15 protein-coding genes are annotated in these 12,569 nt (G+C 71.0%); 3 read left to right on the forward strand and 12 right to left on the reverse strand.

Going from position 1 to position 12,569, the window contains the following annotated elements; genetic code table 11:
- Positions 1–41 precede the first annotated feature (41 nt).
- The 3 genes from ACFFIA_RS36490 to panB all read left to right on the forward strand — a co-directional run bounded on the left by ACFFIA_RS36490 (position 42) and on the right by panB (position 3,609).
- A complete protein-coding gene (locus tag ACFFIA_RS36490) occupies positions 42–887 on the forward strand; it encodes a hypothetical protein (RefSeq protein WP_377260343.1) in 846 nt (281 codons plus the stop codon).
- Positions 854–2,611, forward strand: coding sequence for an NAD+ synthase (locus ACFFIA_RS36495; protein ID WP_377260345.1), 1,758 nt, complete (start codon positions 854–856; stop codon positions 2,609–2,611). The genes ACFFIA_RS36490 and ACFFIA_RS36495 overlap by 34 nt, the downstream gene beginning before the upstream one ends.
- Before the next feature lie 152 nt (positions 2,612–2,763).
- Positions 2,764–3,609 (forward strand): 3-methyl-2-oxobutanoate hydroxymethyltransferase, encoded by an 846-nt coding sequence (gene panB / locus ACFFIA_RS36500; protein WP_377260347.1) that lies wholly within the window; start codon positions 2,764–2,766, stop codon positions 3,607–3,609.
- 34 nt (positions 3,610–3,643) lie between these two features.
- On the opposite strand, the gene ACFFIA_RS36505 is transcribed toward panB, so the two are convergent.
- The 12 genes from ACFFIA_RS36505 to ACFFIA_RS36560 form a co-directional block, all read right to left on the reverse strand.
- Complete coding sequence (locus ACFFIA_RS36505; RefSeq protein WP_377260349.1) at positions 3,644–4,417, reverse strand: helical backbone metal receptor; 774 nt, start codon at positions 4,415–4,417, stop codon at positions 3,644–3,646.
- Complete coding sequence (locus ACFFIA_RS36510; RefSeq protein WP_377260351.1) at positions 4,414–5,829, reverse strand: RNB domain-containing ribonuclease; 1,416 nt, start codon at positions 5,827–5,829, stop codon at positions 4,414–4,416. The genes ACFFIA_RS36505 and ACFFIA_RS36510 overlap by 4 nt, the downstream gene beginning before the upstream one ends.
- A gap of 36 nt (positions 5,830–5,865) precedes the next feature.
- Positions 5,866–6,534 (reverse strand): histone H1, encoded by a 669-nt coding sequence (locus tag ACFFIA_RS36515; RefSeq protein ID WP_377260353.1) that lies wholly within the window; start codon positions 6,532–6,534, stop codon positions 5,866–5,868.
- 67 nt (positions 6,535–6,601) lie between these two features.
- Positions 6,602–6,805, reverse strand: a complete 204-nt coding sequence (locus tag ACFFIA_RS36520; protein WP_377260355.1) for a hypothetical protein — start codon at positions 6,803–6,805, stop codon at positions 6,602–6,604.
- A 404-nt stretch (positions 6,806–7,209) separates the two neighbouring features.
- The gene (locus ACFFIA_RS36525) at positions 7,210–8,442 is read right to left on the reverse strand and encodes a tyrosine-type recombinase/integrase (RefSeq protein ID WP_512700735.1); all 1,233 of its coding nucleotides are present in this window, start codon (positions 8,440–8,442) and stop codon (positions 7,210–7,212) included.
- A gap of 2 nt (positions 8,443–8,444) precedes the next feature.
- On the reverse strand, positions 8,445–8,597 hold the full coding sequence (locus tag ACFFIA_RS36530; RefSeq protein WP_377260359.1) for a helix-turn-helix transcriptional regulator: 153 nt from the start codon (positions 8,595–8,597) through the stop codon (positions 8,445–8,447).
- Positions 8,598–8,683: 86 nt separating this feature from the next.
- Positions 8,684–10,477, reverse strand: a complete 1,794-nt coding sequence (locus ACFFIA_RS36535; RefSeq protein WP_377260361.1) for a replication initiator — start codon at positions 10,475–10,477, stop codon at positions 8,684–8,686.
- On the reverse strand, positions 10,474–10,740 hold the full coding sequence (locus ACFFIA_RS36540; RefSeq protein ID WP_377260363.1) for a hypothetical protein: 267 nt from the start codon (positions 10,738–10,740) through the stop codon (positions 10,474–10,476). Before ACFFIA_RS36540 ends, ACFFIA_RS36535 begins: the two co-directional genes overlap by 4 nt.
- A complete protein-coding gene (locus tag ACFFIA_RS36545) occupies positions 10,737–11,495 on the reverse strand; it encodes a hypothetical protein (RefSeq protein WP_377260365.1) in 759 nt (252 codons plus the stop codon). The genes ACFFIA_RS36540 and ACFFIA_RS36545 overlap by 4 nt, the downstream gene beginning before the upstream one ends.
- Positions 11,476–11,703, reverse strand: coding sequence for a hypothetical protein (locus ACFFIA_RS36550; RefSeq protein ID WP_377260367.1), 228 nt, complete (start codon positions 11,701–11,703; stop codon positions 11,476–11,478). Before ACFFIA_RS36550 ends, ACFFIA_RS36545 begins: the two co-directional genes overlap by 20 nt.
- Positions 11,704–11,783: 80 nt before the next feature.
- Positions 11,784–12,146, reverse strand: coding sequence for an HIT family protein (locus ACFFIA_RS36555; protein ID WP_377260369.1), 363 nt, complete (start codon positions 12,144–12,146; stop codon positions 11,784–11,786).
- Positions 12,143–12,547 (reverse strand): RRQRL motif-containing zinc-binding protein, encoded by a 405-nt coding sequence (locus ACFFIA_RS36560; RefSeq protein WP_377260630.1) that lies wholly within the window; start codon positions 12,545–12,547, stop codon positions 12,143–12,145. Before ACFFIA_RS36560 ends, ACFFIA_RS36555 begins: the two co-directional genes overlap by 4 nt.
- Between the last annotated feature and the right edge of the window lie 22 nt (positions 12,548–12,569).

A 12,569-nucleotide genomic window follows, 5' to 3' on the forward strand; every position in this document is an offset into this window, starting at 1 on the left:
CGTGGCCGTTGATACCAAACGTACGGGAGGGGACAACCGCCATGCCACGATTCCGCATGATCGCCGGCGGGGTGGCGCTCGGCGGTGCGCTGGCCGCCGTGCTCGCACTGGCCGGCGTGATCCATGTACGCGTACAGGAGACCGATCGCGCCGCGACGCCGAGCCCGCCCGCGGTGGCCATGCCGCTCACCGCCACGCAGCCCGAGCTGGCCGAGGCGCTGCTGGAGGAGCAGGACCTGCCCGAGGGGTACCGGTCCGCGCCGGCTTCGCACCGGGCACCGGCCACCGTCGGCGACCGCACGGAAAACTGTCAGGCGCTCTTCGAGCGTCCCTGGGACGTGGCCGGCGCGCGGGAGCAGGCGGTCGGCGACTACACCGGGCAGCAGCGCGCCGCACTGCTCCGCCAGGCCCTCGCGCTCTTCGAGCCCGGCGGCGCGGCTCGCGCCCTCGGCGAACTCCGCCGGGCGTCCGGCTCGTGCCCGCAGTTCGACGCCCGCCTCGAGGACGGGACCGCCGTCCGGGTCCAGCTCCGCGAGATGGCACTGCGCCGGGTCGGCGACGAGGCCTACGCGGTACAGGTCACCGCCCGCCCGCTGGGCGGTCGCGACGAGCGGGGTACGCGGCACGGGTACCTGGCGGTCGGCCGGGTCGGCTCGGTGCTCTCGGTGCTGCGCCACCTGTGCCCGGCCGGCACGGTCGACCCAGCCGAGGTGGCCGCGATGCTGAGCCGGGCGCTGTGGCGGGCGGCTCCCCTCGTACCCCCTGGTCGTGGGCTCGGGCCGAGAAAGGAGCGACGGGCGGACGAGCGCGGTCTCACAGAGCATGATCGGCCCGGACTTGGGAAGATGGAGCCATGCCGACACTGCGCCTCGCCCTCGCCCAGGTAAACCCGACCGTCGGCGACCTGTCCGGCAACGCGGCGGTCGTGCGCGAGTGGAGTCGCGCCGCCGCGGGCTCGGGCGCCCAACTGGTCGCGTTCCCGGAGATGATGCTGACCGGATACCCGGTGGAGGATCTGGTTTTCCGGGAGTCGTTCGTGGCGGCCTCCCGGGCCGCGCTCGATCGGCTCGCCACCGACCTGGCCGCCGACGGGCTGGGCGAGGTGGCGGTCGTGGTCGGCTACCTGGACGCCGACGGGCCGGCCCGGATCAGCTCCGAGGCCGAGGCCGACCGGGGCCCGCGCGACGCGCTGGCGCTGCTGCACGGCGGCCGGGTCGCCGCCCGCTACTACAAGCACCACCTGCCCAACTACGGCGTCTTCGACGAGGATCGCTACTTCGTGCCCGGTGATGTCCTGACCGTCGTGCGGCTCGCCGGGGTCGACGTGGCGCTGACCGTCTGCGAAGACATCTGGCAGGCGGGCGGGCCGTTCGCGATCGCCCGGGCGGCCCGGGTCGGGCTGGTCGTCAACATCAACGGCTCGCCGTACGAGCTCGACAAGGACGACGTGCGCCTGCCGCTGGTCGCCCGCCGGGCGCGGGAGGCGGATGCCGTGGTGGCGTACGTCAACATGGTCGGCGGCCAGGACGAGCTGGTCTTCGACGGCGACTCGATGGTGGTGGCCGCCGACGGCACGCTGCTCAGCCGCGCCCCGCAGTTCGCCGAGCACCTGCTCGTCCACGACGTCGACCTGCCCGAGGCGGCGCCGGACGCGCCCGAGGGCGACCTGGGCGAGATGAGGGTCCGCCGGCTCGCGCTCGACCCGCTGCCGCCCGCGCCCACCACGCTCGTCGAGGGCGGCGTGGCCGAGCGGGTCACCGACGAGGCCGAGGTGTGGCAGGCGCTCGTGCTGGGGCTGCGCGACTACGTACGCAAAAACGGCTTCCGCTCGGTGGCGCTCGGCCTCTCCGGCGGCATCGACTCGTCGGTGGTGGCCGCGATCGCGGTCGACGCGCTGGGGCCCGAGCGCGTGGTGGGCGTCTCGATGCCGAGCCAGTACTCGTCCGGCCACTCCCGCGACGACGCGGCCGACCTCGCCAAGCGCACCGGGCTCGACTACCGGATCGAGCCGATCCAGCCGATGGTCGACGCCTTCCTGGCCAACATGTCGCTCTCCGGCATGGCCGTGGAAAACCTCCAGGCGCGCGTCCGCGGCGTGATCCTCATGGCACTGTCCAACCAGGAGGGCCACCTGGTGCTGACGACGGGCAACAAGAGCGAGCTGGCCGTCGGATACTCCACTTTGTACGGTGACTCGGTCGGTGGCTTCAACCCCCTCAAGGACGTGCCCAAGACGATGGTGTGGGCGCTCGCCAGGTGGCGCAACGCCGAGGCCGAGCGGCGCGGCACCGAGCCGCCGATCCCCGACAGCGCGATCAGCAAGCCGCCGAGCGCCGAGCTGCGGCCGGGCCAGCTCGACACCGACTCGCTGCCCGACTACCGCGAGCTGGACGCGATCCTGATCGGATACGTCGACGGCGACCGGGGGCGCGACGACCTGATCGCCGAGGGGCACGACCCCGCGGTCATCGACAAGGTGCTGCGCATGGTCGACACCGCCGAGTACAAGCGCCGCCAGTCCGCGCCAGGCACCAAGATCTCGATGAAGGCGTTCGGCCGCGACCGCCGCCTGCCGATCACAAACCGCTGGCGCGAGCCCGCCGACCAGTGAGATCCAGATCACTCCGGCGGGCACGGGTCGTCCTCGCGTAACCCGTGTGAAATCTTCCACTAACACCTGACGTGCCCGGTAGGTGCGGTGGGACGCTTGCTCCAGGGACCCGGGGACCGCGTGCGCGGCCTCGAGGCGAGAGGAGACGACGAATGTCAGAGACGACGATGTCCGAACCCACTCTGTACGGCGGCCCCGCCACTCGGCGCGTACGCACGCGCGACCTGCTCGCGGCGAAGCAGCGTGGCGAGCGGTGGCCGATGCTCACCTCGTACGACCAGTACACCGCCGGCATCTTCGACGAAGCCGGCATCCCGGTGCTCCTCGTCGGCGACTCGGCGGCCAACAACGTGTTCGGTTACGAGACGACCGTCCCGGTCACCGTCGACGACCTGCTCCCACTCGTGCGCGCCGTCGTACGCGGCACCAAGCGCGCGCTTGTCGTCGGCGACCTGCCGTTCGGCTCGTACGAAGAGGGCCCCAAGCAGGCGCTGCGCACCGCTGTCCGCTTCATGAAGGAGGGCGGCGCTCACGCGATCAAGCTCGAAGGTGGCCGCCGCGTGGCCGACCAGATCGCCGCGATCACGGCCGCCGGCATCCCGGTGATGGCGCACATCGGCTTCACCCCGCAGAGTGAGCACGCGATCGGCGGCTACCGCGTCCAGGGCCGCGGCGACGCCGCGGAGGAGGTGGTGGCCGACGCCCACGCGGTGGCCGAGGCGGGCGCGTTCGCGGTCGTGCTCGAGATGGTGACCAGCGAGGTCGCCAAGCGCATCACGCACGACCTCACCATCCCCACCATCGGCATCGGCGCCGGCCCCGACACCGACGCCCAGGTGCTGGTCTGGCAGGACATGGCCGGCCTCCGCACCGGCCACGCCCCGCGCTTCGTCAAGCGGTACGCCGACCTGGCCGGCGCGCTGACCGACGCGACCAGGCGCTTCGCCGACGAGGTCCGCGGCGGCGAGTTCCCCGGTCCGGAGCACGCCTTCCACTGACCCGCACCGCCACATCCGCCTCGCGGCCGCCGCCTTACCCGCGGCGGCCGCGCTGTTCGAGGGCGAGTTGGGCCGCCAGCAGGCCGCGCGCCTCGGCGAGTGACGGGCCGTACCAGGTCAGGTGACGCCCGGATACCAGGGCGTACGGCACGCCGGGAAACGCCTCGGGTCCGTCGTCGGGCGTGAACGCGTACGGCTCGTCGGGGAGGACGACAAGCTCGGGATCGCGGGCCAGGATCTCCGCGAGTGGCGGGCGGGGATAGCGCTCGGCCGCGTCGTCGTAGAGGTTGTGCACGCCCAGCCGGCGCAGGATGTCACCGGCGAAGGTGGCCGAGCCCAGCACGACCCACGGGCGGCGCCAGACGGGCACCACCGCCCGCCTCGGTGGCGTGGCCGGAGCTGGGAGTGCCCAGGCGGCCCGGGCCTCGCCGAGCCACGCCGGTGCGGCCGCGTCCAGGGCGGTGAGCAGGCGGCCGAGCGACGTGAGCGCCTCGTCCAGCGTCCGCGGATACGTCACCCACACCGCCACGCCCGCGGCCCGCAACGCCTCGACGTCCTCGCGGCGGTTCTCCTCCGCGTTCGCCACGACCAGATCGGGTACGAGCGACAGCACGCGCTCCACCGACGGGTACTTCGAGCCGCCCACCCTCGGCACGTCGAGTGCCGGCGGATGCGTGCAGTAGTCGGTCGCGCCGGCGAGCAGGCCCGGTGCGCTCACCGCGATCGCCTCGGTCAGCGACGGCACGAGCGACACCACGCGGCGGGGCGGGCGGGTCAGACGCACCTCGGCGCCGAGGTCGTCGTTCACCCCGCGCGGGTGAAGAGGATGCGGCGCTGGGCGGGGTCGGCGGTCACGAGGCGGACGCGGATGCGCTCGCCGAGCGGGAGGTCGCCTTCGCAGCGGGCGCGCACCGGCGGCTCGTCCAGCGCGATGAGGCCGCCCGGCACGCGCTTGGGGCGGTCGTCGAGGTCGAGCACCGCCGCGTCGAACTCCTCGCCCACGCGACCCGCCAGAAGTACCGCCTCGGTGAGGTCGACCGCCGCGCGCTCGGCGGTGCCCGCCACGCGGTCGGTGTCGGTCATCACCTCGGGGAGCTTCGGCAACGCCGCACCGGCCCACTCAGGCACCGGCTGATCGGCGAAGAGCGCCAGGCACACCTCGGTGGCGTACCGGTCGGCCAGACGCCGCAGCGGCGCCGTCACATGGGCGTACGGTGCCGCCACCGCGCCGTGCCCCGGATCGTCCGGCACCTTCCCGTCGAACGCGGTGTAACCCGCACCGCGCATCAGCTCGGCCGCGTGGTCGAGGAACGCGGCGGCGTGCGGCTGCGCCGGGTCGACGCCGGCCACCACGCGCCCCACCGGCGCACCCTCGGGCCACTCGACGCCGAGTGCGTCAGCCGCCGCGCGGAGCTTGCCGATCGCCTGCTCGCGCGGTGCGGGCATGGTGCGCAGCAGCCCGATGCCGCCGTCGAGCATCACACGCGCGGCCGCCATGCCGGTCAGCAGCGAGATCTGCGCGTTGAACTCCTCGACCGGGTACGGCGCGCGGAGCACCAATCGCCAGCCGGAGCCGTCCGGCTCGACGTCCTGCTCGGGCAGAGGGAGGTTGATCGCGCCGCGGGCGAAGCCGCGCTCGGTGAGAAGCGCGCCGAGCTCGGGCAGCGCGGCGATCGGTGCGGGCAGCCGCCCCGCGTCGGCGTCGGCCTGCACGCCGGCGTAGTCGAGCTTGGCCCGGCTGCGTACGCGCGCGCGTTCGAGATGGATGCTCCGGGTCTCGCCGGCCGAGTCGAGGTCGATGGTCCACACGACCGCGGCCCGGTCCACGTCGGGCAGGAGGCTCACCGCGTCTTCGCTCAGCGAGACGGGGTGCAGCGGCACCTTGCTGTCCGGGAGGTAGACGGTCTGGCCGCGGCGCCAGGTCTCCGCCTCGAGTTCGCCGCCGGGGCGTACGTACGCCGCCACATCGGCGATCGCGTAGTGCACCCGGTAGCCGCCGTCCCGCCGGCCGATCCACATGGCCTGATCGAGGTCGCGCGAGGTGGGCGGGTCGATCGTGACGAACGGGATGTCGGTGCGATCGATGGCGGGAAGGGATGTGCGGGACGCCGCCTCGTCCGCTTCGCGCTGCGCCGCGGGCGGGAATGCCTCAGGCAGTTCCAGCTCGCGGCGCAGCTCGCCGAAGTCGATGCGGGGTGCGACTACGCGTCGGATAACCACGCGGTCATTCTTACCGACGCTCCACACCCCGCCGTACTAGCGGGTGGTGCGGGTCGTGGTCTTACGGGCGGTGGCCTTGCGCGCCGGCGCCTTCTTGGCCGCCGTGGTGGTGCGCTTGGCCGTGGTGCTCTTCGCCGCGGTCTTCTTGGCGGCCGCCTTCTTGGCCGGAGCCGCCTTCGCCGTCGTCGTCTTCTTCGCGGCGGTCTTGCGGGCGGTGGTGGCCTTCGCGGTGGTCTTCGCGGCGGCCGTCTTGCGCGCGGTCGTCGACTTCGCCGCCGCCGTCTTCTTGGCGGGGGTGGTCTTCTTCGCGGCCGTCGTCTTCTTCGCGGCGGCCGTCTTGCGCGCGGTGGTGCTCTTCGTCGCGGTGGCCTTCTTGGCGGGGGCCTTCTTAGCCGCGGTTCTCGTCGCCGGTGCGGTCTTCTTGGCGGCGGTTTTCTTGGCAGTGGTGGTCTTCTTGGCGGCAGCCGTCTTGCGCGTGGTCGTCGCCTTCGTCGCCGATGCCTTCTTGGCCGCGGCGGTCGTCTTCTTGGCGGGTGCCTTCTTCGCCGTCGCCTTGCTCGTGACGGTCTTGCGCGCGGTCGTGGCCGCCGGCACCGCTGCCTTGACCTCTTCCGCCGCCGGCTGCGCCGCGGGCGTCGCCGTGCTCTTCTTGGCAGCCGCGCGTTTCGCGGCCGGGGTGCTGGTGGCCTTCTTCGCTACGGCCATCTCTGTCTCCTCCTTGCGAATGTGTTTCCGCGCTCAGCCGACGGCCGCGCGCAGCGGATCGCGCCGATTACTTGTCCTTCCCGGACCACCGGGCGTCTTCCTCGTCCCACTTTTCATTGCGCTCTCGCACCTGCTCGAGCGCGCGCTCCGCCTCTTGGACGGATGCGTACGGTCCGAGCTTGTACTCGGCCGGGCACGAGTCGGAGTTGTCCTCGACGCGGTGATGACGCACGCACCAGTAGTACTGTGCGCCACTTCCGCTGTTAGTCATGAGATCACTGTGCACCGCAAAACGAACAAGCGCCACCTTTTCCGCAGAAAAATCGGCGGCGCCTCCACAATAGACCAGCCCGACAGACAACGGTACGCGGCTCGCCACGCGACTCGAATCGGTGAGAAAGCCTTATTCGATAAGGGATTTATCCGCGTAAGCGCAAGGAGGTACACACCGACTCACCCGTGGAAGGTGTCAGAAAAATTTCTGGCGTCGAGACACCCGCGTGGCGTACCCGAAGGGGTGCCGCCCTCCACTGTGGCCCTCCGCCGACCGGCGCCCGAGCGACCGCGGACGCGCGCGCGGCACCGCGTGCGGGCAGTGCGTGCGGTGCGCGACGGACGAGTCGGCCTGTACGCCGGATACTGCCGCCGGGACATGCCGTGAACTGGGCCGCACGCTCACTCCCCCGCCTCTGAGTGCCCCTGGGCCGTCTGTGGGCCGTGCTCCCGGAAGAGGCTGTCTATCGCGCGGCGCGTGCGCTCCTCGCTGGCTGGCATGAGGTGCGTGTAGACCCGGAGCGTGAAGCCGGGGTCTGCGTGCCCGAGGTACGCGGCGAGCGCCTTGATGCTCTCGCCAGCGTCGAGCAGCGCGGAGGCGTAGAAGTGCCGCAGCGCGTGCATGCCGGTCGCTCTGCTCGGCACAAGGCCGGCCGCCGCGACGGCGGGCTGCCAGAGCTTCTCGTCGAACCAACTGCGGTTCAGCGCTCCCCGCCGCGTAGTGCTAAAGATCACGCGGTACGTGTGACGCTCGACGCCGGCCGGGTTCTCCCACGGCAGGGTGACCGACAGCGGCGGGTACTGCTTCATATGCAGGCGCAGAACGTCGGCGACTGAACCCGGCAGCGGCACCCGGCGGTCCCGGTCGTTCTTGGGTAACCCGAACACGAGCCGGGAGCGGACCCGTTTCACCTGTCGCGTCACGTTGACCCAGCCGTCGACGAAGTCGAGGTCTTCCTCGGCGAGGCCGAAGATCTCACCCTGGCGCATGCCGCAGCCGGCACCGAGGTCGACCATCGCGCGGTACCGATCGGGCAGCAGTTCCCGGATGCCGGTCACCACGTCGAGCGTCCACGGCACGACGCGCCGCTCCGGCGGGCGGGGCTGTTTTACCGAGCGGACCGAGCAGGGGTTCTTGGCGATGCGTTCGTCGTCGACGGCCGCGCCGAGGATGGTCCGTAGGTGGGCGAAGACCACGGAGCGGGTGGCCGGGGCGAGCTTGCCCACCATGCCGCTGTCCCACTCCCGGATGTGGCCGGGCTTGATGGCCGCCAGCTGGCGACTGCCGAAGAATGGGTACAGGTGTTTGCGTACCCGTAGCTCGGTGCTCTCCCGCGTGGACTCGTCGAAGTCACGGGTACGGAGCCAGGTCTCCGCGTACTCGCGGAAGGTCATGCGACCGGCGGCGGGGTCGACGTAGGATGCCCGCAGCTTGTCCGACTCGACGGAGACGAGGAATGCCTCAGCCTCGCGCTTGGATCGGTCGGGGAAGGACTCGCTTCGCTCGCGGCCGTCGGGCGCGATATAGCGGACCCGGTAGCGCAGCCCTGTGCCGTAGCGAGCGGACTTCACTTTTTCCTTACGGCCGTTAGGGTGCTTGATGGTCCGGTACCACCGGTCTTCGACATGCCCCACCGCTACGCCACCTGACCTTGTACCCAGGCGCGCACGGCGCCCGGGTCGTAGCGAAGGTGACGCCCAACTCGCGCGGCGGGTGGTCCGTACCCCACCTTGCGCCAGCGGTACAGCGTCTCGACCGGTACCAACAGGAAGCGTGAGACATCGTCCACAGACCACAGTCGGTCCGCGGCTCCTTCCTTCTTATCTCCGTGTGCCTTCAACCGAGGTCTGTCCTCCGGTGTCCCTTTCCGTGCTGTCAGGCGGCGGCCGGCGTGGCGCCGGCGATGGTCGAGCCGAGTTCGTGTGCGAGTTCTTCGCGGCCGGCCTGGTGTCGAGCGCGGGCGAGCGCGGCGGAGGTATTGGCGAGCAGCGCGTCTCCGGTGGTGTGCCAACCTGAGCCGGCGTAGGTGAGGGTGCCGACGACGAGGGTCGTCTCCTCGTCCATGTGGTCGGCGGTGCGGATGACGCCGTCGGCCTGGTCCTCGCGGTCGTGCTCTCGCCGATAGCTGATGCGGCTGTCGCGCAGGAGTTGGAAGGTGACCGAGTAGCGGCGCGCTTTGGTGAGGAAGTGGCCGCCGAAGCCGAGCATGTGCGCCCATCGGCGTAGGCCTACCCAGATGCTACGGCCCACGCTGTTCGGCGTTTCAGTGTCAAGGACGCCTTGACGCTCGGCGACGCAGGACGGGCAGGCGGCGTACCTGGTGTGGGTGCCGCAGTCCGGGCACTCCCGGCGCTGCCTGAACCCGGGTGCCGGTCGGTCGGCTCGTGGCCGGTCGGCGAGAGGTCGCGGGGTGGTCTGCGGTCGACCGAGCTGCCAGCAGGCGTCGATGAGGCGGGCGGTGTGGTCGCCATCCGCGTCGGCGTGCTCGTCGATCGTGTCCGCGTCGAGGCGGGTGGAGCTGTGGCCAGTGACCTCGGTGCTCTTGGTGGCGTACTTGGCGAGGTAGCCGGCGACCATGCCGTCGGTGACCTCACCGCGCCCGGTGAGAGTGATGTGCCGGACCTCAAGGCCCTTGTCCGGGTCACCCCAAGCGATCAACCAGCCGCCCGGCATATCGGCGTGGTCGGGAGTGTGGAAGGCGACCTGTGCGGCGGCGTGCCGGATGGCGTCCTCCAGGTCGACCGTGGTGAACCCCGGCGAGGGCGGGACCACGGCGGCCGGGTCGAGACCGTTGACGCCGTCCAGGCGCAGCAGGACGTGGAAGTGCACCGCTCCCCGGGCTTGGAACTCGGCGGCTTTGCCGTGCGCGAGCCGGACCGGTGGGACGCGGCGAACCTTGCCCGACTCGGTCACGACTGTGACGCGGGGGATGCCGCGCATTCGGGCGAGCTGGGCGAGGTAACGTTCGGCGGCCTGCTTGGTGCGGCGCCACAGTTCGCCGGAGAACAGGTTCCAGACGACCTGGTGCGCGTGGTCGTAGCAGTCCAGGCACAGTGGCTGACCGAGTATGGCGTCGCCGGGTTCGTGCCGTGCCCAGCAGACAGCCGGTCGGCCGTGCTCGCACACGCCTTGCTCACGGCGGGCGTGGCAGGGCTCCGGTCGACAGTCGCAGCGTCGACGGTTCGTACAGGTGTGCCGCTTGACCGCGCGTCGGTGCACGGTGCCGAAAGACGGTGCGGTGAGCGTCGGGAACACCGCCGGATGTTTGGAGACCGTCTCGGGTACGCCCTTGCCGCCGACCAAGCCAGCGCGTAGGAGTTGGTAGGCGTCGGCTTGGTAGATGCCGGAGCAGGCTGGGCAGACGCTGCCGCGCCGGTTCCCGCACGCCTTGTAGATCGCCGCGTCCGGCATGTCGGTGGTGTGGCGGCGGGCCAGGCGTTGGCCAGTGGCCGGGTCGAGGGTGTCGATCGTGCCGACCAGGCGGATGGGACGGGTGCAGCCGGCAGCGGCGCGGACGTGGGCGAGCCAGGCGAGGTAGTCGCCGCTGGCGGCGCGTTGGAGGGCGGTGCCGGTGGCGGTGTAGGTGTGGATGGGTGCTGGTTCGGCGTTCGAGACCGTACCCCGGCCCGTGTGGGGTCGGGGTACGGCGTCCAGCGTCGATACGGTCACGCAGCTACCTCATGGTGGTGGGTGCTGGTGATGGTGTGTTCGGTGACGATGGTCCGGCAGGCGCCGCATTGCCGCTCGCGCGGTTCGTGACGCCCGCAAGGGACCTGAGCGGTGGTGTTGCCGCAGTGGATGGTGATCGGTGTCTGGCAGGGTCCGCCGTCGATGACCGCGAGTACGGTGCGGCGGGTGTCGACCGGGTGTGGGTCGGGGTTGGCCGGGCAGGTGTGGGTGGTGTGGTGGATGTCGACGAGGTGGATGGTCACGGCCGTCCCCCGTTGATCGGGGTGCCGTTGACCCGCGCCGGCAATGCCGGGGTGGTGGGTTCGCCGAGTTCGGCCAGCAGTTGCGCGGCGGTGTCCGGGCCGATGCTGAGCCGGGCCGCGAGTTCATTAGCGCTGATGGGGCGGTTGTGGGTTTGGCGGTGGTTGACGACCGCGTAACGCGCGGTGGGCAGCAGGTGGGTAGGAACCTCCGACACCGATACCTGCATCGGCGTTGGGGAGGCGGCCGGCGTGGATGCCGGTTCCGGGTCGACGGACGGCATGGCTGCCGGGGTGTCCAGGGCTGGCGCGGCCGGTTCGACCGTTGGAGTGTCCGGGGTGGAGGTCTTGACCGGGGCCAGGACGAGTTTGACCAGGGCCATGAAGGCCAGGGCCGGGACGGCCGACAGGAGCCAGCCGGACGGGCCGACGTGGCCGACCGCGACGCCGAGCTGCGCGGCCAGGGACAGCAGTGCGGCGGCGACGAGCAGCGCCATCGGGTAGAAGATCGACCCGCCAGTCCTTTTGCGGCGGCGGATGGTCAGCAGGGCGGCGATCGGGACCAGTTCGGAGATGACGGCGTTGGCCCAGCCGAACCAGCCGGGGGTGCCGGCTGGTGAGTTGTCCATGGTCCAGTCGTGGACGTGGGTGAACGATGCCGCGCCAGCGGCGATGCCGACGACCAGGACGATGAGGACCAGGACGATGCCCTCGAACCGCTGTGCGCGGGTCGGGCGGTTAGTGGTGGTGGAGGACATGGAAGTTCACCTCCGGTGGGGTATGCATGCGGATGAGGTCGACCACGCCGCAGCAGGTGGGGCAGAAGACCGGGGCCAGGCCCTGACGGATGAGGTCTTCGACCAGGCAGCCCAGGCACTGGAAGTCGGCCGGGAACAGGCCGTAGCCTCGGCAGCCGTCACAGCGGGCGAAGCAGTTCGGGCAGGGGATGAACACCGGCCCCAACATGGGGTGGATGCCGTTGGGGGTGTTGCCCTCAAAACACCAGTGGCAGTTAGGAACGTCGTTGGGTGCGTCCGGGTTGGGCATTAGGCACCTCCGAGCGGGCTGAGCAGTGGCCGATGCCAGGGCAGGGCGAGCCCGTCGCCGCTGTGGCGGGGCACGATGTGGATGTGGAGGTGGAAGACGGTTTGGGTGGCCGGGCTACCGACCGAGGTGATGAGGTTGCAGGCGTGCCGGGCCAGTTGCGCGGCGCGGCTCATGCAGGTGCCGGTGACCGTCGGGTCCTGTAGCGCGTCCCGCACGTGAACGGTCGGGATGACCAGCAGGTGTCCCGTAGTGACCGGGTGGCGTGGGACGATCGCGATGGCGTCGGGCCAGCGATTGATGATGGTGGCCGGTTCAGTGCCGGCGATGATGGCGCAGAACACGCACAACTGGTCGGGGGTCATCGGTTGACCTCCGGGTTGCAGTCCAGGCATTCGCCGCTACGGCGAGGGATGTAGTAGTCCTTGACCTGCCCGCAAGTGGGACAGGTACGCCGGGCCAGCAGCGCCTTGGACACCGCGATCAGTTGCGCGTCGGTCGCCTGACGCTTCGGCTTGGCCAGGTCACGGCGGTAGAGGTAAGCGGTCCTGGTGTGCTTGCGGTGCCGCCACAGGATTTGCGCGATGACCGGCTGACCAGCCGGGCGTAGACCAGCGGCCCGCAACTGTCGGCGGGTGACCAGGCCGTCCGGGGCGCAGTGGTAAGGGAAGGTGGGGAACCCGAACCGTTGGCCGTCCGGGTCGTAGAACTCCAGGAAGAAGCCACGGTGGTCGACCAGGAAGTCCAGGTCCTGGTTCCGCAGCATCACATCGGTGGTGGTGGGCATG

The organism is Phytohabitans kaempferiae (assembly GCF_042433955.1).
GTDB lineage: Bacteria > Actinomycetota > Actinomycetes > Mycobacteriales > Micromonosporaceae > Phytohabitans > Phytohabitans kaempferiae.

Excerpts from the sequence above, each read along its gene's own strand:
- ACFFIA_RS36490 (WP_377260343.1), top strand. The coding sequence starts at position 42 with ATGCCACGATTCCGCATGATCGCCGGCGGGGTGGCGCTCGGCGGTGCG.
- ACFFIA_RS36495 (WP_377260345.1), top strand. The coding sequence starts at position 854 with ATGCCGACACTGCGCCTCGCCCTCGCCCAGGTAAACCCGACCGTCGGC.
- panB (WP_377260347.1), top strand. The coding sequence starts at position 2,764 with ATGTCAGAGACGACGATGTCCGAACCCACTCTGTACGGCGGCCCCGCC.
- ACFFIA_RS36515 (WP_377260353.1), bottom strand. The coding sequence starts at position 6,534 with ATGGCCGTAGCGAAGAAGGCCACCAGCACCCCGGCCGCGAAACGCGCG.
- ACFFIA_RS36520 (WP_377260355.1), bottom strand. The coding sequence starts at position 6,805 with ATGACTAACAGCGGAAGTGGCGCACAGTACTACTGGTGCGTGCGTCAT.
- ACFFIA_RS36545 (WP_377260365.1), bottom strand. The coding sequence starts at position 11,495 with ATGTCCTCCACCACCACTAACCGCCCGACCCGCGCACAGCGGTTCGAG.
- ACFFIA_RS36550 (WP_377260367.1), bottom strand. The coding sequence starts at position 11,703 with ATGTTGGGGCCGGTGTTCATCCCCTGCCCGAACTGCTTCGCCCGCTGT.
- ACFFIA_RS36555 (WP_377260369.1), bottom strand. The coding sequence starts at position 12,146 with ATGACCCCCGACCAGTTGTGCGTGTTCTGCGCCATCATCGCCGGCACT.
- ACFFIA_RS36560 (WP_377260630.1), bottom strand. The coding sequence starts at position 12,547 with ATGCTGCGGAACCAGGACCTGGACTTCCTGGTCGACCACCGTGGCTTC.